This window comes from Sphingomonas japonica (assembly GCF_006346325.1).
Taxonomy (GTDB): Bacteria; Pseudomonadota; Alphaproteobacteria; order Sphingomonadales; family Sphingomonadaceae; genus Sphingomonas; species Sphingomonas japonica.
Genome location: NZ_VDYR01000001.1, coordinates 381,863 through 402,152 on the forward strand (window position 1 = coordinate 381,863; position 20,290 = coordinate 402,152).

The window sequence follows — 20,290 nt, forward strand, 5'->3', positions numbered from 1 at the left end:
TCACCGGAACGGCGGCTCGTTGAACGCGCGCAGCTTGCGGCTGTGCAGGTTGGCGCCTTCGCTACGGAGCAGCTCGCAGGTCTCGATGCCGATCCGCATATGCTCGCTGATCGCGCGTTCGTAGAAGCGGTTGGCCTGGCCGGGCAGCTTGAGCTCGCCGTGGAGCGGCTTGTCCGACACGCACAGCAGGGTGCCGTAGGGAACGCGGAAACGATAGCCCTGCGCGGCGATCGTCGCCGATTCCATGTCGATCCCGACCGCGCGGCTGAGCGAGAAGCGCAGCGCCGATGCCGAAAAGCGCAATTCCCAGTTGCGGTCGTCGGTAGTGACGATGGTGCCAGTGCGCAGGCGGCGCTTGAGCTCATCGCCCGACTGGCCCGAGACATTGGCGGCGGCACGCGCGAGCGCCTGTTGCACCTCCGCGATCGCGGGGACGGGGATTTCGGGCGGCAGCACATCGTCAAGGACATGGTCGTCGCGCAGATAGGCATGCGCGAGGACATAGTCGCCGATCCGCTGGCTGGGACGCAGGCCTCCGCAATGGCCGATCATCAGCCACGCCTCGGGCCGGGTGACGGCGAGATGGTCGCAGATCGTCTTGGCGTTGGATGGGCCGACGCCGATATTGACCAGCGTGATCCCGGCGCGCCCGGGCGCCATCAGGTGATATGCCGGCATCTGGTGCCGCCGCCACGCGCTGTCGGTGACCAGCCGGTCGGGATCGTCCCCGGCCTTGAGCATCACACCGCCGGCGCCGGACACGCCGGTGTAGAAGCTGCCATCTCCCAGCTGATCGACCGCCCAGCGCACGAATTCGTCGACATAGCGGTGATAGTTGGTGAACAGCACATATTGCTGGACATGCTCGGACGGAGTGCCGGTGTAGTGCCGCAGTCGCGCGAGCGAGAAGTCGGTGCGAAGGCCGTCGAACAATGCCAGCGGGCGGACCGCGTCGGCGGCTTCCCAGATGCCATCGGCGATCTCGTCGCCGATATTGGCGAGCTCGGTCGCGGGAAAGAAGCGGGCAAGGTCGAGCGCGGACACTTCGTCGAGCTGGAGCGCGTGGCCGGGATCGAGCACATAGGGGAACGGGATTTCCTGGCGCCCTGGCACCGCATCGACCTCGACGTCATAATCCTCGATCAGCAGCGTCAGCTGTTCGATCAGATAGTCGGCGAACTGCGCCGGCTTGGTGACGCTGATCCGATAGTCGCCCGCCGTGACCAGCCGTCCGAACGAGCGGGGCGGGGCGGGGCGGTCGGGCCCGCCGCGATAGCGCAGCCGGATTTCGGGATAGGCGAACGATCCGTCGCTGCGCGACGCCGCAGGCGGTGGCGTGCGATCGGCGAGATAGGCGGTGAGCGCAGCCTGCAGGTTGCTGACCGAGGCGGTGTAGAGCCGATCGAGCTCGGCGACGATCCGGGATGCTTGCGTCATCCCAAGCGGCTAATGCGGCTGGACGATCGAGGCAAGGGGCGGACGCGCAAACGGCGCGCCCGATCCGAGGGCGCGCCGTTCAAGTCGTGGGGAACCGTGTCAGCTAGCCGGCTTAGCCGCCGCAGGCGCCCTCGGCTTAGCAGCGGCGCGCGGCTTGGCCGGAGCACGCGGCTTTGCTGCTGCCTTGGGCTTGGCCGCCGCTTTCGGCTTTGGCGCCGCCTTCGGCTTGGTCGTCTTGGGCTTGGCAGCCGCCTTCTCGCGCAGCTTGGTCGCGCCATAGGCAGCGCCGGCAACGGCTGCGACGGCGGCAACGCCAATCGCGGCGGCGGCGGCGGGATGCTTCTTGGCAGCGTCGGCAGTGGTGTTTGCTGCGCTGGTCACCGCATCCTTCGCCTTGTCGACGCGCGAATCTCCGTTCGCGTCATTGCTGGCGCCGGCAAAGCCCTGGCCATTATTGGTCGTCATCGCGTTGCTCCCTCGATCAATTCAGGTGGAATTGCATCGCTCAACTCCGCTGCACCTGCGGTGGTTCCGCAGGCGCAACGGACAGTGCTTGTCGGAAGCCGCGCTGCCAGCGTCGATCGATTACAATTGTTCGAGGACGTGCTCTGCGGAACTCACCTTAAATTCACCAGGCGCCTCGACGTCGAGTGCCTCGACCACGCCGTCGTTGACGATCATCGCATAGCGCTGACCGCGCACGCCCATGCCGTAGCTTGAATTATCCATTTCCAGCCCGATCGCCTTTGCGAAGCTGGCATTGCCGTCGGCGAGCATCGTCACCTTGCCCGACGCGTCGTTTGCCTGCTCCCACGCGCCGAGTACGAACGCGTCGTTGACCGCGGTGCAGGCGACCTCGTCGATGCCCTTGTCCTTGAACGCATCGATCTTGTCGACGAAGCCGGGCAAATGCTTGACCGAACAGGTCGGAGTGAATGCGCCGGGGACCGAGAACAACGCGACCTTGCGGCCCTTAAAGAATTCCTCGGTCGTGACTGGCTCGGGGCCGTTGGCGGTAGGCTTGATGAAGGTAGCGTCGGGCAGGCGGTCGCCCACGGAAATAGTCATGCTCGAAATCTCCAAGCGCGGCAAAGGCCGCCGCGCTGCGCGCAAGGTCGGGCGGGGGGGGCGCCTTTTCAAGCGTGGCGCAGTCCGTCGGAGATGCTTATGTTCGTCCCTCGTGACTGCCCGAGGCGCCTTTCTCTCCGGACAATTCCTGCTCGCGATGCCGGGTATCGGCGATCCGCGTTTCGAACGGTCCGTCATCGCAATGTGCGCGCACGATAGCGAAGGCGCGCTGGGCATCGGGCTGGGCGCGACGATAGACGGCCTGGGCTTTCACGACCTGCTCGACCAGTTCGAGATTGCGCATGGCGTGGCCGAGGACAAGCGGGTGCATTTCGGCGGGCCGGTCGAACCGCGGCGCGGCTTCGTCATTCATTCGTCGGACTGGGGCGGGCAAGATACGATCGATGTGGCGGGACGCTGGGCCTTGTCGGGCACGGTCGATATCCTCCGCGCGATCGCGGGAGGGACGGGGCCGGCGCAGTGGATCGCGGCGCTTGGCTATGCGGGCTGGGGTGAGGGTCAGCTGGACGCGGAACTCACCAGGCATGGCTGGTTCAGCACTAAGGGCGATATCGCGCTGCTCTATGACACGGCGGCGGAGGACCGTTGGTCCGCTGCCTATGACGGGGCAGGGATCGACCCGCGTATGCTCGCCAATCGCACCGGCACCGCGTGATGCACATATAAAGATATCTTTATATTAGGTTTGCGTTGGCGTCGCTAACCCGGTATCGAGACCCCATTCGCGGCGGCGCAGAGCGTGTGCCGCATTTTTTTCACGACCCAGGAGACCTTCCAGTGGCTACCGCCCCCGTTCTCGACACCAACGACTATGTCATCAAGGATATCGGCCTCGCCGAATTCGGTCGCATGGAGATCGATATCGCCGAGACCGAGATGCCCGGCCTGATGGCGCTTCGCGAGGAATTCGGCGCTTCGCAGCCCTTGAAGGGCGCGCGCATCACCGGTTCGCTGCACATGACGATCCAGACCGCGGTGCTGATCGAGACGCTGACCGCATTGGGCGCCGACGTGCGCTGGGCGACCTGCAACATCTTCTCCACACAGGATCATGCCGCCGCCGCGATCGCCGCGACCGGCGTGCCGGTGTTCGCGGTGAAGGGCGAGAGCCTGGCCGATTACTGGAACTATGTCGGCGACATCTTCAGTTGGGATGGCGACGCGGATGGCCAGACTGCGAACATCATCCTCGACGACGGCGGCGATGCGACGATGTTCGCGCTGTGGGGCGCCAAGCTCGAAGCTGGGCAGACCATGCCCGAGCCGGAGAATGAGGAAGAGGTCGAGATGCAGCGCGCCTTGAAGGCGTTCATCGCGCGCAAGCCGGGTTATCTGACCGAGACGGTCAAGAACCTGAAGGGTGTTTCGGAGGAAACCACCACCGGTGTCCACCGTCTGTACGAGATTTCGAAGAAGGGCGAGCTTCCCTTCCCGGCGATCAACGTCAACGACAGCGTCACCAAGTCGAAGTTCGACAATCTCTACGGCTGCAAGGAATCGCTGGTCGACGCGATTCGCCGCGCTACCGACGTGATGCTCGCCGGCAAGGTCGCGGTCGTCGCCGGCTTCGGCGATGTCGGCAAGGGCAGCGCGCAGTCGCTGCGCAACGGCGGCGCACGCGTAATGGTGACCGAAGTCGATCCGATCTGCGCTCTGCAGGCGGCGATGGAGGGCTTCGAAGTCGTGACCATGGAAGAAGCGGTCAAGCGCGCCGACATCTTCTGCACCGCGACCGGCAATGCCGACGTCATCACCGCCGATCACATGAAGGCGATGAAGCCGATGTCGATCGTCTGCAACATCGGCCATTTCGACAGCGAGATCCAGATCGCGGCGCTGTCGAACTACAAGTGGACCGAGGTGAAGCCCGGCACCGACCTGGTCGAGTTCCCCGACGGCAAGCAGATCATCGTGCTGGCCAAGGGTCGCCTCGTGAACCTGGGCTGCGCGACCGGCCACCCGTCGTTCGTCATGTCGGCCAGCTTCACCAACCAGACGCTGGCGCAGATCGAGTTGTGGACCAAGGGCGACAACTACAAGAACGAAGTGTACGTCCTTCCCAAGCATCTCGACGAGAAGGTCGCGGCGCTGCACCTCGAAAAGCTCGGCGTGTCGCTGTCGAAGCTGACACCCAAGCAGGCGGGCTATATCGGCGTGCCGGTCGAAGGCCCGTTCAAGCCGGATCATTACCGCTACTGAGCCGGCAAACCGCCGCGTTACGAGGGCGCCGGGCAGCCGGCGCCCTTTTTTTCGTCTCGCTCAGGCCGATCGGGCCCGGACGGGGCGGCGCAGTGATGCGCCGCCCCGATGCCGCTATGGCATTCCGTCGTCGCAGCTTCTGGCCTAGGAGGGGCGTCACGTTGCGTGGAAGGGCTCCGCGCGTCAGGGGCGGGGCACACGCAGGTTGACGGGCATTTCGACACTCGACGCTGTTCTTGCGGGCGTGATGCTGGCGCTGCTGGTCGGCGCGGCGGGCTGGGCGCTGTATTCCGGCCTGGCGCAGCGCAGCGCAGCGCGGGCGGCGCGCGATGACAATGGTCGGTTGTGGGCGATGCTGAGCGCATCGCCGGCGCTGGCAATGACGGTACGCGGCGATGGCCGGACCGAAGCGTCAGGCAAGCTGATCGACTGGCTGGGATTGAGCGAGCCGCCGCGCTCGCTCGGCGATCTCGATCCCGGACATGGCGGGATTGAGAGCGATTCCGCAGCTGCCTTTACCCAGGCGGTGACCGCAGCGCAGCGCGGCGGGCGACCGTTCCGGATCACGGTGCGAGCGCGCGGTTCGCAGCGGCTGCTGCTCGCGGTTGGCGATCGCGCCCCGGCTGCGCTGATGGCGCCGGGCGGGGTGCTGGTGTGGTTCTTCGACGCGACCGAGATGCAGGGTGAGGTCCATCGCCTCACCGACGAGCGCGATCGGCTGCACGGCGCGTTCGAAGCGCTGACCGGGCTGATCGAGGCGGCGCCGATGCCGATGTGGTATCGCATGCCCGACCTCAGCCTGGCGATGGTCAACACCGCCTATGTCCGCGCAGTCGATGGCGGCGATGCAGATCGCACAGTCGATCGCGGGCTTGAGCTGATCGAGGGGCCGGTGGCGGGTGCAGCGATCGCGCGCGACACCGGCCAGCCGCAGGTCGCGGCGGTGCCGGCGACGATCGGCGGGCAGCGCCGCATGCTGCGCGTCCACGATGTGCCGCTGGGCGATGGCGGGATCGCAGGTTATGCGATCGACATCGACGATCTCGAACAGGCGCGGTCGGGAATCAAGCGGTTCGGGGTGGCACAGCGCGCGCTGCTCGACCGGCTCTCTGCAGGCGTGGCGCAATTTGCTGCGGATCGAACGCTGACGTTCTGCAACCAGCCGTTCCGGCGGCTGTTCGCCATGCGCCAGGAATGGCTCGCCGACCGGCCCGAGTTCGACCGCGTGCTCGAACGCATGCGCGAGGCCAAGCGCCTGCCCGAAGTGCGCGACTTTCCGGGATGGAAGGCAGAGCGGCGCGACTGGTTTCGGGCCGCGGAGAACGCGATCGAGGAGAATTGGCATCTGCCGGGAGGGACGCACCTGCGGGTCGTGGCGCAGCCCCTGCCCGAAGGCGGGCTGCTGCTGATCTTCGAGGATCGCACCGAACAGGTTCAGTTGGCGAGCGCCCGCGATACGCTGCTCAGGGTGCGGACGGCGACGTTCGACAATCTGTTCGAGGCATTGGGCGTGTTCGCCGCCGACGGGCGGTTGCAGTTGTGGAACACCAAATTCCGGGCGGTATGGGGGTTCGATATCGAGTTTCTCAACCAGCATCCCCGCGTCGATGCGCTGGCGCGGGAGGCAGCGGGGCGGCTCGCCAACCCGGCGCGTGCGGCGCTGATCGGCGAGCTGGTGCGATCGGCGACAGTCGAACGGCTGCAGCGCGGCGGACGGGTGGCGTTCGCCGACGGGCGGCATTTCGAGTTCGCCGCGGTGCCGCTGCCCGATGGCAACGCGCTGCTGACGATGATCGACATTTCCGACAGTCGCCGCATCGAACAGGCGCTGCGCGATCGCAACGACGCGCTGGAGGCGGCGGATCGCGTCAAGACCGCGTTCGTCGCCAATATGAGCTATGAACTGCGCACGCCGCTGACCTCTATCCAGGGCTTTGCCGAGATGCTGCATGGCGGCTTTGCGGGCGAATTGAGCGCGAGCGGCACCGACTATGCCGAAGCGATCCTGACGTCCGTCGACCGGCTGTCGGTGCTGATCGACGACGTTCTCGACCTGACGCAGAGCGAGGCGGGCGTTCTGGAACGGGGTCCGGTCGATCTCGAGCGCCTGGCGCATGAAGCGGCCGAGGCGGTGCTGCCGATCGCACAGCCCAAGCGCATCGACTTGGCGGTCGAGGTGCAGGGCAGCGCCGGCGCAGTGACGGGAGATCCGCAGAGACTGAAGAAGGCGGTCGAGCATCTGCTTCGCCACGCGGTCGGGGGATTGCCCGAGGGCGGACGGGTGCTGCTGCATGTCGACGGCGACGCGAAACGCGCGCGCATCGTGGTGTCCGACGACGGTCCGGGGATGGATGCCGACACCGCGGCGCGCGCTTTCGATCGCTTCGCCCAAGGCCAGATCGCACGGGGATCGGATCGCGCGCTCGGGCTCGGCCTGCCGATCGCGCGGCAGTTCGTGGAGGCTCATGGCGGCACGATCGCGCTGGTATCGGAACCGGGGGCGGGGACGCTGGTGACGGTGGAGTTGCCGCGGTGATTCTGCGTGACGCAGACGCGTCGGACAGGCTTGGCCGCGCACTCGCCAAACGGGTCCGCCCCGGCGACGTCATCGCCCTGTCGGGGCCGCTCGGCGCGGGCAAGACCAGTATCGCGCGCGGGGTGCTGGCCGGGCTGGGGCTTGCGGGAGAGGCCCCTTCCCCAAGTTTCGCGATCGTCCAGCCCTATGATCCGCCCGAGGTTGCGCTGCCCGTGCTGCACATCGACCTCTATCGGATCGAGCATCCGGATGAGGCAGAAGAGCTCGGGCTGGACGAGCAGCGGGGCGATTCGCTGCTGCTCGTCGAATGGCCGGAACGCCTCGGCGCGGATGCGTGGCGCGATGCGCTGTGGCTGACGCTGGAGACGAAGCCGGAGGGAGGGCGCGGCTTGACAGCGCGAGTGCCGGAGGCATGGAGGGCGCGATGGCCCCTGACATGAATCCGCCCGCCGCTGCCGCTGCGTTCCTTGCCGCGGCGGGGTGGGGCGATGGTGAGATCCGGCCGCTCGCCGGCGACGCGTCGTTCCGCCGCTATTTCCGCGTCCTCGCGCCGGGGCGCAGCGCGGTGCTGATGGACGCTCCGCCGCCTGAGGAGGACCCGCGCCCGTTTCTCGATATCGCCCGCTGGCTCAAGGCGCGCGGCTTCGCGGCCCCGGAAATCCTTGCCGATGATCTCACCCACGGGCTGGTACTTATCGAGGATTTCGGCGACGCCCGGATGCGCGAGACCGTCGATGCCGCGCCCGAAAGCGAACTCAGGCTATACGAGGCGGCGGTGGATCTGCTGATCCGGCTCCATCAGGAGGATGCCGCCCCGGTCGCAGACTATGGCGCGGCGGTCTATTCCCGCGAGGCCAATTTGCTGACCCAGTGGTACTGTCCGGCGGTGGGCGTCGATGCTGACCAGCCGGGGTATCGCGCGGCGTGGGACGCCGTGCTCGCACCGGTGCTGGCCGATCCGCGCGTCACGGTTCTGCGCGACTATCACGCCGAGAACATCATGCTGATCGACGGGCACGAAACGCTGGGCCTGCTCGATTTCCAGGATGCACTGGCCGGGCACCCGGCCTATGACCTCGTCTCGCTGCTTCAGGACGCGCGGCGCGACGTTCCTGCCGCGCTCGAGGCGGCGATGCTCGATCGCTATCGCCGGATCACCGGCGCGGGGGAAGCGTTCGACATCGCCTATCACGTGCTCGGCGCGCAGCGGAACGCCAAGATCGTCGGCATCTTTACCCGGCTGTGGCAGCGCGACAGCAAGCCGCGCTATCCCGCATTGTGCCCGCGGGTATGGGGGTATCTCGAACGCGATCTCGCCCATCCCGCGCTCGCGCCGGTCGCCGAGTGGTTCGATGCCAACATCCCGGCGGCGCTGCGCGGCGATCCGATGGCCGTTTCGGCGTGAGCACCGCGCATACGCTGGCGCTGCGGCCCAATCCGGCGGCGCGCGTTCCCGAAGTGGCGATGGTGATGGCGGCAGGGCTCGGCAAACGGATGCGCCCGCTGACCGCGACCCGGCCCAAACCGCTGGTCGAGGTCGCGGGCAAGCCGCTGATCGACCATGTCTTCGACCGCTTGCGCAGCGCCGGCGTGCCGCGGGCGGTGGTCAACGTCCATTATATGGCCGATGCGCTCGAAGCGCATCTGCGCAGCCGCGTCCACGATATCGCCATCGACGTGTCGGACGAACGCACGCAACTGATGGAAACCGGCGGGGGACTGATGCAGGCGCGGGCGCTGCTCGGCGATGCGCCGTTCCTGTGCGTCAATTCCGACAATCTGTGGATAGACGGGCCGATCGATGCGATCCGGGCATTGGCGCAGCATTGGGACGATGCGCGGATGGACGCCCTGCTGCTGCTGATCCCGCTGGCGCGTGCGCACAGCCACCGCGGGCAAGGCGATTTCCACCTCGACCCGTTCGGGCGGATCACGCGGCGGCGGCAGGCGGGGCGGCTGGCGCCGTTCGTCTATACCGGCGTGCAGATGCTGCATCCCCGCATGCTCGTCGATGCGCCGGCGGGGCCGTTCTCGACGATGTTGTTCTGGGAACGCGCGATCGCTGCCGGGCGGGCGTTCGGCGTCGTGCATCAGGGGCTGTGGTTCGATGTCGGCTCGCCTCCGGCGATCAAGGCGACCGAGACCGTGCTGGCTGATGGCTGAGCGCCACGCGCTCCGCCTCTATTCGATCCCGCCGCACCGGGCGTTCGCCGACGCGCTCGCGATCGGACTGCTGCGACGGTTCGGGAGCGATCCGATCGCCATGGCGCGCGGCCTGGTACTGGTGCCGAACAACCGTGCCAAGCGGGCGATCACCGACGCATTCGTGCGCGCGAGCGGCACTGGGTTGCTGCTGCCGCGGCTGGTGGCGATCGGCGACCCTGAACTCGACGAGGCGTCGGGTGCGCTGTTCGATCCGGTGGACGGAGCGGAACAAGTGCCCCCCGCGGTCGATCCGCTGCAACGCCGCCTGATCCTGGCGCGACTGGTGTCGGAGGAGCGCGCACGCACCGGCGAGCCGATCGATGCCGGGGAAGCGGTGCGACTGGCGGGCGACCTGGCGCGCACGCTGGACCAGCTGCTCGTCGAGGAGATGCCACCGTCGCGGCTGGGCGAGATCGAGATCGCGCAGGAGCTTTCCGAGCATTGGCAGCGCTCGCTGGCGCTGTTCGAGGTGATCCTCGATCGCTGGCCGCGCGAATTGAAGCGGCTCGGCCGGATCGATCTGGCCGAGCGGCGGACGCGGCTGATCGATCGGACCGCACAGGCGTGGACCGCCAGCCCGCCGGCCGGCTTCGTCTGCGCCGCGGGCATCACCACGTCGGCCCCGGCGATTGCGCGCATGTTGCGCAGCATCGCGGCAATGCCCCAGGGAATGGTCGTGCTGCCTGGGCTCGCCATCGACATGTCCGATGCCGAGTGGGACTCGCTGGGGCCGCACCCCGTGGACCCGGTGACGGGCAGGCGGCGACGCGGGCACGAGACGCATCCGCAATTCGCGCTCAAGGTGCTGATCGAGCGGATGGGCGTATCGCGCGGTGAGTTCGATCCGTGGCGCGTTGCCTCCGAGCTCGACGCCCCGCCTGCGCGCAGCAAGGCGATCGCCAGCGCGCTGACCCCGGCCGAATTCACCGCAGGCTGGACCGCGCTGCCCGCTGCCGAGCGCCGATTGAGCGGCGTGCGCAGCTTAGAGGCGGCGACCCCGGCGGAGGAAGCGCAGGCGATCGCCATCGCGCTGCGCGAAACGCTGGGGACGTCAGGCAAGACCGCGGCGTTGGTGACGCCCGACCGGATGCTGGCGCGGCGCGTCGCGGCACATTGCGCGCGCTGGGGCATCGCCATCGACGACAGCGCCGGGCAGCCTTTGTCGGAGTCGCTTCCGGGAACATTGCTGCTGGCGATCGCCGATGCCGGGGCACAGGCGTTTGCGCCGGTGCCGCTGCTGACGCTGCTCAAGCATCCACTCGTGCGAATGGGGGACGGACGGGGCACGTGGCTCGATGGTGTACGCCTGCTCGACCGCGCGCTACGCGGGCCGCGCCCTGCGGCTGGTCTTGACGGGATCGACGCGTATCTTGCCGACCAGTCGGGCCGCGACGGCGGCATCCGACGTGCGGCGCAGCATCGCTGGAAGGAAATGCGCGACCTGCTCGCGTCGATTGAAGCGACGTTCGCGCGCAGTTTGCGACTTACCGAATTGATCGGATGCGTCCGAGAAGCGGCGACGACACTCACTGGCGACGCGTCCTGGGCCCGTAGCGAGGGCCGCGCAGCAGCCGAACTGCTCGCCGGGATCGAGGAGCGAGCCGGCGAGGCGCCGGCGCAGGTCGATCCGGCCAGCATAGGGCCGATGCTGCGCACGCTGATGGACGAGATCGCGGTCAGGCCGCCGCAGGGCGGGCATCCGCGGTTGGCGATCTATGGTCTGCTCGAGGCGCGGCTGCAGACCGCCGACCTGATGATCCTGGGCGGCTTGAACGAAGGCGTGTGGCCCGGGCTGCCCGCGCCTGACCCGTGGCTGGCACCGCGCATCCGGTCCGAACTCGGGCTTCCGGGGCTCGAGCGCCGGATCGGACTGTCGGCGCATGATCTGGCCGGGGCGCTCGGCGCGCGCGAAGTGCTGCTGACGCGGGCACGGCGCGATGCCAGCGCTCCGACCATCGCGTCGCGATTCTGGTTGCGGCTCGAGGCGCTCGCATCGGGACTCGATCGCGCCGAAGCGCTGGGGGATTGGGCGCACGCGATCGACGACCCCGGCAGCTATGCCCCCGCCGCGCGCCCCGCTCCGGAGCCGCCGTCCGAGCTACGGCCCAAGCGGATTTCGGTTACCCAGGTCGACCGCCTGAAAGCCGACCCCTACGCATTTTATGCGCAGCGCGTGCTGGGGCTGGCGGCGCTCGATGCGATCGATGCCGATCCCAGCGCGGCATGGCGCGGGACCGCTGTTCATGGCGTGCTCCAAATCTGGGCGCAGGAAGATGGTTGCGATCCGACCAAGCTGCGTCCGCGGGCCGAGGCGATGCTCGCCGATGCGCGCACCCATCCGCTGATCCGCGCGCTGTGGCGCCCGCGGCTGATCGCCGCGATCGACTGGATCGCGGAGGAACTGGCGGACAGGGTCGCCGAGGGACGCGCGGTGCTGGGCGCCGAACGCGCTGGCGCGATCGAGATTGCGGGGGTGACACTGTCGGGTACGTTCGACCGGATCGATAGTCTAGCCGATGGCGGACTGGCGATCATCGACTACAAGACCGGCAAGGCGCCGAGCCCCGCGGCGGTCAGCGCGGGTTATTCGATGCAGCTGGGGCTGCTCGGGCTAATCGCCGAGCGTGGTGGGTTCGAGGGGATAGCGGGCACTGCACGCGCGTTCGAATATTGGTCGCTCGCCAAATACCAGGATCGCTTCGGTCACGTCACCACCCCGGTCGATCCGGCCGGAGCGCGCGGCAAGATGCTGCCCGAGGCCTTCGTGCCTCGCGCTGCCGAAGTGTTCGCCGAAGCCGCGGGTGACTGGCTGACCGGGACCGCGCCCTTCACCGCCAAACTCCATCCCGAATATGCGCCCTATGCCGAATACGACCAGCTGATGCGGCGCGACGAATGGTATGGCCGTGAGCGTTAGGCCGCTCGAGATCCTCAAGGGCGACCAGCGCCGGGCCAGCGATCCGGCGCGGCACGTCTGGCTGTCGGCGTCGGCGGGCACCGGCAAGACGCATGTGCTGACTGCGCGGGTTTTCCGCCTGCTGTTGCGGGGCACCGATCCCGGAGCGATCCTGGCGCTGACCTTCACCAAGGCGGGCGCGGCCGAAATGGCGGAACGGATCAATGCCCGGCTCGCCTTGTGGGTGCGCATGTCGGACATGGCGCTGCACGCCGATCTTGCCGCGCTGGGCGAGCGGGTGACGCCGGCGCTCAAGACGACCGCGCGGACACTGTTCGCACGCGTGCTCGATGCGCCGGGCGGGGGCCTGCGCATCCAGACGATCCACAGCTTCTGCCAGACGCTGCTCGCCGGCTTTCCGGTCGAGGCGGGTCTGGTGCCCGGCTTTCGTCCGATCGAGACGCGCGAGGAGCACGTGCTGCAACGGACCGCGCTGTCCGAACTGCTCGAGGACGAGGCGGCGGCGGGGCGTGCCGGACTGATCGAGGCGATCGGCGCGTTGTCGCGGCGATTGGGCGAGGGAGCGGCCGAGGCGTTCCTGGTTGAATGCGCGCGCAGACCCGATGCGATGGCTGCGCTGCCGAGCGGCATCAGCCCTTATCTGCGCCGCGCCCTCGACTTGCCGATCGGCGACATCGGCACGGAACTCGAACGGTCCTGCAGCGATGCCGAGTTCGAAAACGCCGCGCTGGAAGCGGTGATGGTGGCTAATCGCAGCTGGGGGACGGCAACCGGGCAGAAAGCGGCAGCAGTCGCCGAGCGCTGGTTCGCGGCACGTCCGCACGAGCGTGTCGCGATGCTCGCCGACATCGCTTCGCTGGTTCGCACGGCCAAGGGCGATCCGAAGAAGTCCTCGGCCAAGCTCATTGCCGTCGATCCCGACTACGACCTCCACGCCGCAGTGCTCGGCGACCGCTGCGGCGCGTTGCTGGCGATGCAGGCACGCGCCAACTATGCCGACTGCCTGGCCGGAGCGCTGGACGCGGGGCGGGCATATGCCAGCGTCTACGTCCGCGCCAAGCGCCGCACCGGGGCGGTCGACTTCGACGATCTGATCCGCGCCACGGTCGCGTTGCTGGCGCAGCCCGGCATGGGCGACTGGGTGCGCTACAAGCTCGACCAAGCGACCGAGCATGTCCTGATCGACGAAGCGCAGGACACCAACCTTGCGCAGTGGCGGATCGTCCGCGCCATTGCCGACGAGTTCTTCACCGGGCGCGGTGCCGCCGACGATGCTGTGCGCACTCTGTTCTCGGTCGGCGACTACAAGCAGGCGATCTTCGGCTTCCAAGGCACCAGCCCGCTCTATTTCCAGTGGGCGCATCGCAGCTTCTCGGAGCTTGCCGACATCGTGCCCGACGACCGTTTCGAGCGCGTGACGCCGTTCGAGACGCTGTCGCTGACGCAGAGCTTTCGCTCGACGCTGCCGATCCTCGAATTCGTCGATGCGGCGGTCGCGGGGCTGCCTGAGCCCGGCATGGGCGAGATGAGCGCGGCCGAGCGTCATCGCAGCGAAGTTCCCGGGCCCGGCACCGTGACCCTGTGGCCCCCGGTGGTGGCGGGCGGTAGCGACGAGGACGAGGAAGGCTGGATCGACGATGCGACGCGCGCGCTGGCCGATCGCACCGCTGCCACGATCGCGCAGTGGCTGCGCGAGGGGCGAATGCTCGGCAGGCTCGGCCGCGCGGTCCGACCCGAGGACGTGATGATCCTGGTCAAGCGCCGCGGCGAGCTGGCATCGCTGTTGGTCGCGCGGCTGTACGCTGAAGGCGTGCCGGTGGCGGGCGTCGATCGGTTGCGGCTCAACGCGCCGCTGGCGGTGCAGGACCTGCTCGCCGCGGTGCGTTTCGCGCTCCAGCCGCACGACGATCTCAGCCTGGCCAGCCTGTTGGTCTCGCCGCTGATCGGGTGGAGCCAGGATGCGCTGATGGCGGCGGCGCCGCGCGGCCGGGTCAGCCTTTGGAGCCATTTGCGCGATACCCAGCCCGATGCGGCGCTGGCGCCGTTGCGGCTGATCCTGGCGCGCGCCGACATCGCCACGCCGTATCGCTTTTTCGAGGAACTGCTGTCCGGCGAGCTCGACGGGCGGCGCAAGCTGCTGCTGCGACTGGGCGAGGAAGCGCGGGATCCGATCGAGGAACTGCTGTCGGCAGCGCTCAATTTCGAGAGCGTGGCGACGCCGTCGCTGCAGCGCTTTCTCGACTGGTTCGATCGCGGCGAGGTCGAGATCAAGCGCGATCCGTCCGCCGCCGGTGCGGCAGTGCGGGTGATGACCGCGCACGGTGCCAAGGGGTTGCAGGCGCCGGTGGTTATCCTGGCCGATGCGACGGTCGACCCGGCACAGGCGCGGCGCGACATCATCCAGTGGAGTCCCGATGGGGAACCGGGAGCCGGGTTCCCGGTGTTCCGCCCGCGCAGCAGCGAGCGCGGCAGCGCGCTCGACGAGGCGATCGCAGCGGCCGACCAGCGCGAACTGGAGGAGCATTGGCGGCTGTTCTACGTCGCGGCGACGCGTGCCGAGGAGGAACTAGTGATCGCCGGGGCATTGGGGCCGAAAGCGAACGGGGTGCCGCCCGCGCTGAGCTGGTATGCCGCGGCGGCGGCGGCGTTCGATGCGCTGGGTGTGTTGCCCAGCGACGAGGAGCGGCGGTTCGAAGGGACGGAGCCTGGAAGCACGGGGGCCCGCAGCGGGGGAGCGCGTGATGTGCCCGCCCCGCCGACTCCTGCCCCCGACTGGTTGCGGAGGGCAGCGCCGGTCGAGGCGCGGCCGCCGCGGCCGCTTGCGCCGTCGGCGATCGGAGACGATGCCGTGGCCGATCCGCCGCCGTCGCCGCAATTGCGCGCCGCCGCCGAGCGCGGGCGGCTGCTGCATGCGCTGTTCGAGCGGTTGCCGGGGGTCGCGCCCGAGCGCCGCGCGGCGGCTGCCGAGCGCTGGCTGGCGGCGGCGGGGGGTGTGGCCGAGCCGGAGCGGCGCGAGGAGATCGCGGCGGCGGCGCTGGCGGTGCTGGGCGATCCGCGCTTTGCCGCGCTGTTCGGGCCGGAGGCGCTGGCCGAGGCGCCGATCGCGGCGGTCGTCGGGGGCGAGGTGATTGCGGGGACGGTCGACCGGTTGCTGGTCAGCGACACGCAGGTGACGGTCATCGATTTCAAGACCGGGCGGCGCGCGCCGGGGTCACTGGCGGCGATTCCCGATTATCACCTGGCGCAAATGGGCGCCTATGCCGCGGCGCTGGAGGCGATCTTTCCGGGGCGCGAGGTGCGCGCGGCGCTGCTCTATACCGCCGCGCCGGTGCTGTACGAACTGCCCGCCGCCCTGCTTGCCGCGCACAAGCCCGGCTTTGCCGCGGGGGAGCAAAGCTTGACGTCGGACGCTTGAGCCGCACGGGCCGCGTCCATAGATGTGGACGAGATATTCAGGAGACTTCCCATGGCGACCAAGGCGATCACCGATTCGAGCTTCGAAACCGACGTCCTCAACGCGGACGGGCCGGTGCTGGTCGATTTCTGGGCGGAGTGGTGCGGGCCGTGCAAGATGATCGGCCCCGCGCTAGAGGAAATCTCCGACGAACTGGGCGAGAAGGTGACGATCGCCAAGCTCGACATCGACGCCAACCCCGAAGCGCCGGGCAAATACGGCGTGCGCGGCATCCCGACGATGATCCTGTTCAAAAACGGCCAGCCGGCCGCGACCAAGGTCGGCGCCGAGCCCAAGAGCCGGTTGAAGGCGTGGATCGAAGGCGAGATCTGATCGCGCAAGCCCAGGCCGCCGCCGCCGCGCCGCAGCGCGCTATCCGGAGTCGGCGCGCCTGATATCGCGCGGCGGCACGTCGCCCGTATCCGGATCGTCGGCGGGACCGGCGGCGAGCGCGGCGAACCAGCGGTCGCGCTCGCGCGCCTCGGCAACCCAGCGCAGCGCCGTGTCGCAATAGCGGCGCGCTTCGAGCGCCGCCCGCTCTTCGGCGGTCAGCGCGCGTTCGTAGAATACATCGCCGAACGCGCCGATCTGGTCGCCGGCAAAGCCGTCGGGCGGGGGGAAGCGGGTGCGCCAGCCCGGCGCATCGTCGTCCCACCACACCGGATCGTCGGCGTCCTCCGCATCGTCGTCGCCGTCCTCGTCCGCGTCTGTGCCCGCGTCCGCGTCATCGCCCTGAAGTGGAGAAAGTGGAGAGTGTCGCACGGTGTCGCCGGGAGGGGCAAAGGCAACGAGGCCGGCGGCTTCGGCGCGCATCCATTGCTCGGCAGTCCAGCCGGCGCGGGCGTCAGGATCGAGATCGGCGGTATCGACCTCCCCCGCGATCCCCGCGCCGGTGCGCAGCCAGCGATCGGCGCGGGCAAGGCCGACGATCGCGCCGAGATCGGGATTGGGCGCGTCCTCGTGAATGCGCGCGGCGAGGAACATGCCGGTGCGCGCGGGGCCCTGGTCGCGCTCGATCAGGTCGAGAAAGCCGTCGAACTCGGCCGCGACGAGGCGCGCGGCGTGATGCGTCGATTCGCCCGCATCGACATCGGCGAAGCGATCGAGGCGAGCGAGCATCGTCGAGGCGAGGCGGTTGTCGTAGCGGTGGCGCGTGTAGCTTTCGCCATCGGGGCGAGTCAGCGTTTCGACCTGCCCCTCGATCGCGCGGGCAAGCAGCGTGTCGGCGACCTTGTCGCGCGCGATGAGGTTGGCGGCGCGCCAGCCGAGCGCGAAGCCCGCCCCCGCCGCACGCCGCCGTAGCGCATAGGCCGAGGACGGCGCCATGCCGACCAATGCGCAGGCGGAGGTGACGCTGTGCCCCTCGGCAATCGCTTCGAGAAACAGGCGCTGGCGGGCGGGCGTCCAGCCGTCGTGGCGCTGCGCGCGATCGGCGAGCGCGGGGAGGGAGGCAGGTGACAGGTCCATGGCGTTCCCCATGCTATGAGAACAAAACAGGACCAGAGCGATATACCGAAACGGGGGGTGTAGGACAGCCCCGGCGGCAAGAAATGTTGCGCGGGCAGGATCGGGGTCGGCACGCAGGCGGCGGGCGGGGTCGGCGAGCGGGCGCGGGGGGCGACCGACGGTGAGGGGGGCGGCAGAGGCGTTCTTTGCCGCGGTGCGCGGATCGCGGCGCGGATCGGCCCGGCGCTGCGAGGAGAGGCTCGCGCCCTATCGCTCGACCTTTTCCACCACCAGCGTCCCCGCCGGGGCCGGCCGGCACAGCTGCTGCGACGCGCCCGACCCGTCGAGCCACGCCGCCCAGTCGGGACGCGGCATGACGACGACCTGGCGCGCGTGATAGGGCGCGACGTCGGGGCCGGGCGGGCAGGTGAGCATGGTGAAGGCTTCGCCGATTTGCGGATCGGCGCGCCACAGCCCGGCGATGCACAGCCAGTCGGCATCGGCGGGGGAGAAGCGCCACTTGTCCTTGCGCTTCTGCTTGGGGTCCGTGGAGGCGGTGAATTCGAAGAAGCTGTCGACCGGGATCAGGCAGCGGCCCCCTTTCGCGCCGTGGTTGCCGAGGTCGCGGCCGTCGGAGCGGTAGTTGTAGACCGGGCGGCCGCCAGCGCCGGGCCACGACCAGCGGCGCGAGACGAGGTCGGCCGCCGCGTCTGCACCGACAGGGTCGGGGGCGGCGCGGACGATGACGGTGGTGTCGGTGATGCGGACGCTGTCCAGCGGCGGCATGTTGGGCGCGCCTTCGGGGAAGGTAAGCGTGATGCGGACTTGCGAGAAATCGTTGCGGAGTTCTCCAAGCGCGATCCGACGGGCGACTTCATTGCACATGGCGCGCGGACGCTAGGATTTAGCGAAGCCTAAATCCAGCGCCGCGCGCAGGCGCGGGCAAGCCCGGCCGGCGGGTGGCAAAGCCAACCCGTCCGACAACGCGGTCGCCTTGACTTTGGCACTGCGGAATTGGCTTATACGCCCAAGAGGGGTAACACCCTGCGGAGCGTTTTTTTATCTATTTAGGGGGTGTGATGCGACTTCTACGAGCTGAGATCGTAGGCCTTCTCGGAAAAAGCGATCCAATCAAGATTTCGTTTAACGAAGACCTAAATATCACCACCGGAAAGAATGGTGCCGGTAAAACAACACTTATAAAACTTCTTTGGTATGTAATCAGTGGCAATGTCGGAACTGCTATTGCAGAAGTCCAGTTTCAGCGCGTTTCGATTACTACTGACAAATATCGAGTTAATATCACAAAGGTTTCCGACGACACATGCAAAGGGGATTTTACCGAGAGCGGTAAAACTGTTAGCATTGAAGACTTTTATGATGATGAATCCGAAGAGCTGAGCGATGCTAGAGAAAAATTTAATAGAATTTTAGCTCCACATGGTCGGTCACTTTTTTTTCCCACCTTCAGAAGAATCGAAGGGGGCTTTACAATTGGATCTTCCGAGAGGTTCTCTTCGCCGTCGCTCTTCAATGCTCCTCGAGCTCGCAGTGAACTTCAAGATGCTGTACTCTCGATATCAAGGCGATTGTCAGAGCTAGAGCATACCTTCGTGACTTCAATTTCAACCTTTGACGTCGCAGAGCTTCTTCTGCGACGTTATACGGAGATGTCAGAAGAGGCTAGCTCTCTCCAGCGGCAAATGTCTCAAGACGTCATCGAAAGAATTAAAGACTTTAAAAATGAGTCTTATACTGCCCGATCTGATGATACTATGGACTCAGCTGTAGGCGTAATCGACAATATTCGCTCTATGATTGAAAATAACGACCGAATACGGGATTCTATTATGGCTCCACTCAAAGCTGTACAGGGAGTCGTAGCACAGCTTCTTGAGCATTCAGGCATTCAGATAGGTAGAAGAATAAACTTTGGTGACGCGGCTAATGCAATAAACTCTGAATCCCTATCGGCGGGTGAGAAGCAGATGCTTAGCTTTATCTGCTACAACGCATTCAGTGAAGACTCTATAATATTCATAGATGAACCTGAGCTAAGTCTACACATCGACTGGCAGAGAATGCTTTTTCCGACGCTGTTGCGTCAGAAGAAGAACAATCAATTCATCATAGCGACACACTCCCCGTTCATATATAGTAAATATCCTGATAAAGAGATTATGCTTTCTCCATCGAGAGGAGATAGTGCGGAAAATCTTGCGTCATGAAGCGATATCCGTCGCCGTTCGAAGCGGCGTCAGTAATTATTCGATCTTCATTGCCAACCGTGGTGACGGAAGGCGCAGACGACTACACTGCTTATCGGACTATCGAGGAAAACCTGACGGATATTGGTGTTTCACTTCTACCTCTAACGGGTAAAAATGCTGTACTTGAAACGTGGCGGTTCTTACCCGATAATTGTCGCCACAAAGCATTGTTTATAGTAGATAAAGACCTTTGGATTTACACGTCAGTTCCTATGGAAATCCAAAACGAACCACGCATATTGACTACGCATGGATATTCTATTGAGAATGATCTCCTACAAGACGGTGAGCTTGAAAATATAATGACCATTGCGGAACGAGCGAAGTTCCAGAACGAGTTAGACTTGATTTGCAAAGCCCACTCGATCGAAGTGCGTAAAATAAGAGAAGGTGCTGAAGGTATCCTAGCTACGCATGTTAATCGAGTAATCGAGGAGGAGGGTGCTCTTTGGAAGGAGGATGACGTTTGTGATATGACGGCTAATGAACTTAGAATTGACTATCAAAATATGGTTCGAGGTAAAACGATATTTGAGCTGTTGCTGCGTCAACTTTCTGCGCCAAAGAGGCGTAGCAAGTATAGCAGAAATTCGCTAATGGAGATCGGAGCCGTTCGGGGCGGTCAGAAAATCAGCGAATTAGAAAAGCAAATTAGGGATTTATTCTCGTAATGATAGTTACAACTTTAGTCGTTCCTACTGCTTTTCTTCACCTCTAGCCGCACTCTATTATCCACC

At 66.3% G+C, this 20,290-nt stretch carries 16 protein-coding genes; 11 read left to right on the forward strand and 5 right to left on the reverse strand.

Translation table 11 applies throughout. From position 1 onward, the window contains the following. The 3 genes from FHY50_RS01935 to FHY50_RS01945 form a co-directional block, all read right to left on the reverse strand. Positions 1–1,437: an AMP nucleosidase gene (locus tag FHY50_RS01935; protein WP_140046707.1), complete on the reverse strand. Its 1,437-nt coding sequence runs from the start codon at positions 1,435–1,437 to the stop codon at positions 1–3. A 99-nt stretch (positions 1,438–1,536) separates the two neighbouring features. Beyond that, positions 1,537–1,902: a hypothetical protein gene (locus FHY50_RS14115; RefSeq protein WP_180345084.1), complete on the reverse strand. Its 366-nt coding sequence runs from the start codon at positions 1,900–1,902 to the stop codon at positions 1,537–1,539. 120 nt (positions 1,903–2,022) lie between these two features. Further along, the gene (locus FHY50_RS01945) at positions 2,023–2,505 is read right to left on the reverse strand and encodes a peroxiredoxin (RefSeq protein WP_140046708.1); all 483 of its coding nucleotides are present in this window, start codon (positions 2,503–2,505) and stop codon (positions 2,023–2,025) included. A gap of 157 nt (positions 2,506–2,662) precedes the next feature. Here FHY50_RS01945 and FHY50_RS01950 point away from each other — a divergent pair, with 157 nt between their 5' ends. From FHY50_RS01950 to trxA, 9 genes are all read left to right on the forward strand, one after another. Then, on the forward strand, positions 2,663–3,181 hold the full coding sequence (locus FHY50_RS01950; protein ID WP_243846932.1) for a YqgE/AlgH family protein: 519 nt from the start codon (positions 2,663–2,665) through the stop codon (positions 3,179–3,181). Between the two features lie 122 nt (positions 3,182–3,303). Continuing rightward, a complete protein-coding gene (gene ahcY / locus FHY50_RS01955; protein ID WP_140046710.1) occupies positions 3,304–4,725 on the forward strand; it encodes an adenosylhomocysteinase in 1,422 nt (473 codons plus the stop codon). A 205-nt stretch (positions 4,726–4,930) separates the two neighbouring features. After that, complete coding sequence (locus FHY50_RS01960) at positions 4,931–7,261, forward strand: sensor histidine kinase (RefSeq protein ID WP_420030872.1); 2,331 nt, start codon at positions 4,931–4,933, stop codon at positions 7,259–7,261. Next, positions 7,258–7,701, forward strand: a complete 444-nt coding sequence (tsaE, locus tag FHY50_RS01965; RefSeq protein WP_140046711.1) for a tRNA (adenosine(37)-N6)-threonylcarbamoyltransferase complex ATPase subunit type 1 TsaE — start codon at positions 7,258–7,260, stop codon at positions 7,699–7,701. The genes FHY50_RS01960 and tsaE overlap by 4 nt, the downstream gene beginning before the upstream one ends. Further along, a complete protein-coding gene (locus tag FHY50_RS01970) occupies positions 7,698–8,666 on the forward strand; it encodes an aminoglycoside phosphotransferase family protein (RefSeq protein WP_140230992.1) in 969 nt (322 codons plus the stop codon). Before tsaE ends, FHY50_RS01970 begins: the two co-directional genes overlap by 4 nt. After that, positions 8,663–9,424, forward strand: a complete 762-nt coding sequence (locus FHY50_RS01975) for a nucleotidyltransferase family protein (RefSeq protein WP_244935277.1) — start codon at positions 8,663–8,665, stop codon at positions 9,422–9,424. Before FHY50_RS01970 ends, FHY50_RS01975 begins: the two co-directional genes overlap by 4 nt. Beyond that, entirely contained in the window at positions 9,417–12,383 is a 2,967-nt protein-coding gene (gene addB, locus FHY50_RS01980) for a double-strand break repair protein AddB (RefSeq protein WP_140046713.1), read from the forward strand. Before FHY50_RS01975 ends, addB begins: the two co-directional genes overlap by 8 nt. Continuing rightward, complete coding sequence (gene addA / locus FHY50_RS01985; RefSeq protein WP_140046714.1) at positions 12,367–15,798, forward strand: double-strand break repair helicase AddA; 3,432 nt, start codon at positions 12,367–12,369, stop codon at positions 15,796–15,798. Before addB ends, addA begins: the two co-directional genes overlap by 17 nt. A gap of 51 nt (positions 15,799–15,849) precedes the next feature. Continuing rightward, positions 15,850–16,170 (forward strand): thioredoxin TrxA, encoded by a 321-nt coding sequence (trxA, locus tag FHY50_RS01990; protein WP_140046715.1) that lies wholly within the window; start codon positions 15,850–15,852, stop codon positions 16,168–16,170. A gap of 39 nt (positions 16,171–16,209) precedes the next feature. Here trxA and FHY50_RS01995 read toward each other — a convergent pair whose 3' ends face one another. Together FHY50_RS01995 and FHY50_RS02000 are read right to left on the reverse strand one after the other, a co-directional pair. Further along, complete coding sequence (locus FHY50_RS01995) at positions 16,210–17,304, reverse strand: hypothetical protein (RefSeq protein ID WP_140046716.1); 1,095 nt, start codon at positions 17,302–17,304, stop codon at positions 16,210–16,212. A 246-nt stretch (positions 17,305–17,550) separates the two neighbouring features. Further along, positions 17,551–18,168, reverse strand: a complete 618-nt coding sequence (locus FHY50_RS02000) for an SOS response-associated peptidase family protein (protein WP_140046717.1) — start codon at positions 18,166–18,168, stop codon at positions 17,551–17,553. Between the two features lie 194 nt (positions 18,169–18,362). On the opposite strand from FHY50_RS02000, the gene FHY50_RS02005 reads away from it, so the two are divergent. Together FHY50_RS02005 and FHY50_RS02010 are read left to right on the forward strand one after the other, a co-directional pair. Next, complete coding sequence (locus tag FHY50_RS02005) at positions 18,363–19,511, forward strand: AAA family ATPase (RefSeq protein WP_140046718.1); 1,149 nt, start codon at positions 18,363–18,365, stop codon at positions 19,509–19,511. After that, entirely contained in the window at positions 19,508–20,224 is a 717-nt protein-coding gene (locus tag FHY50_RS02010) for a DUF4435 domain-containing protein (RefSeq protein ID WP_140046719.1), read from the forward strand. Before FHY50_RS02005 ends, FHY50_RS02010 begins: the two co-directional genes overlap by 4 nt. Positions 20,225–20,290 lie beyond the last annotated feature (66 nt).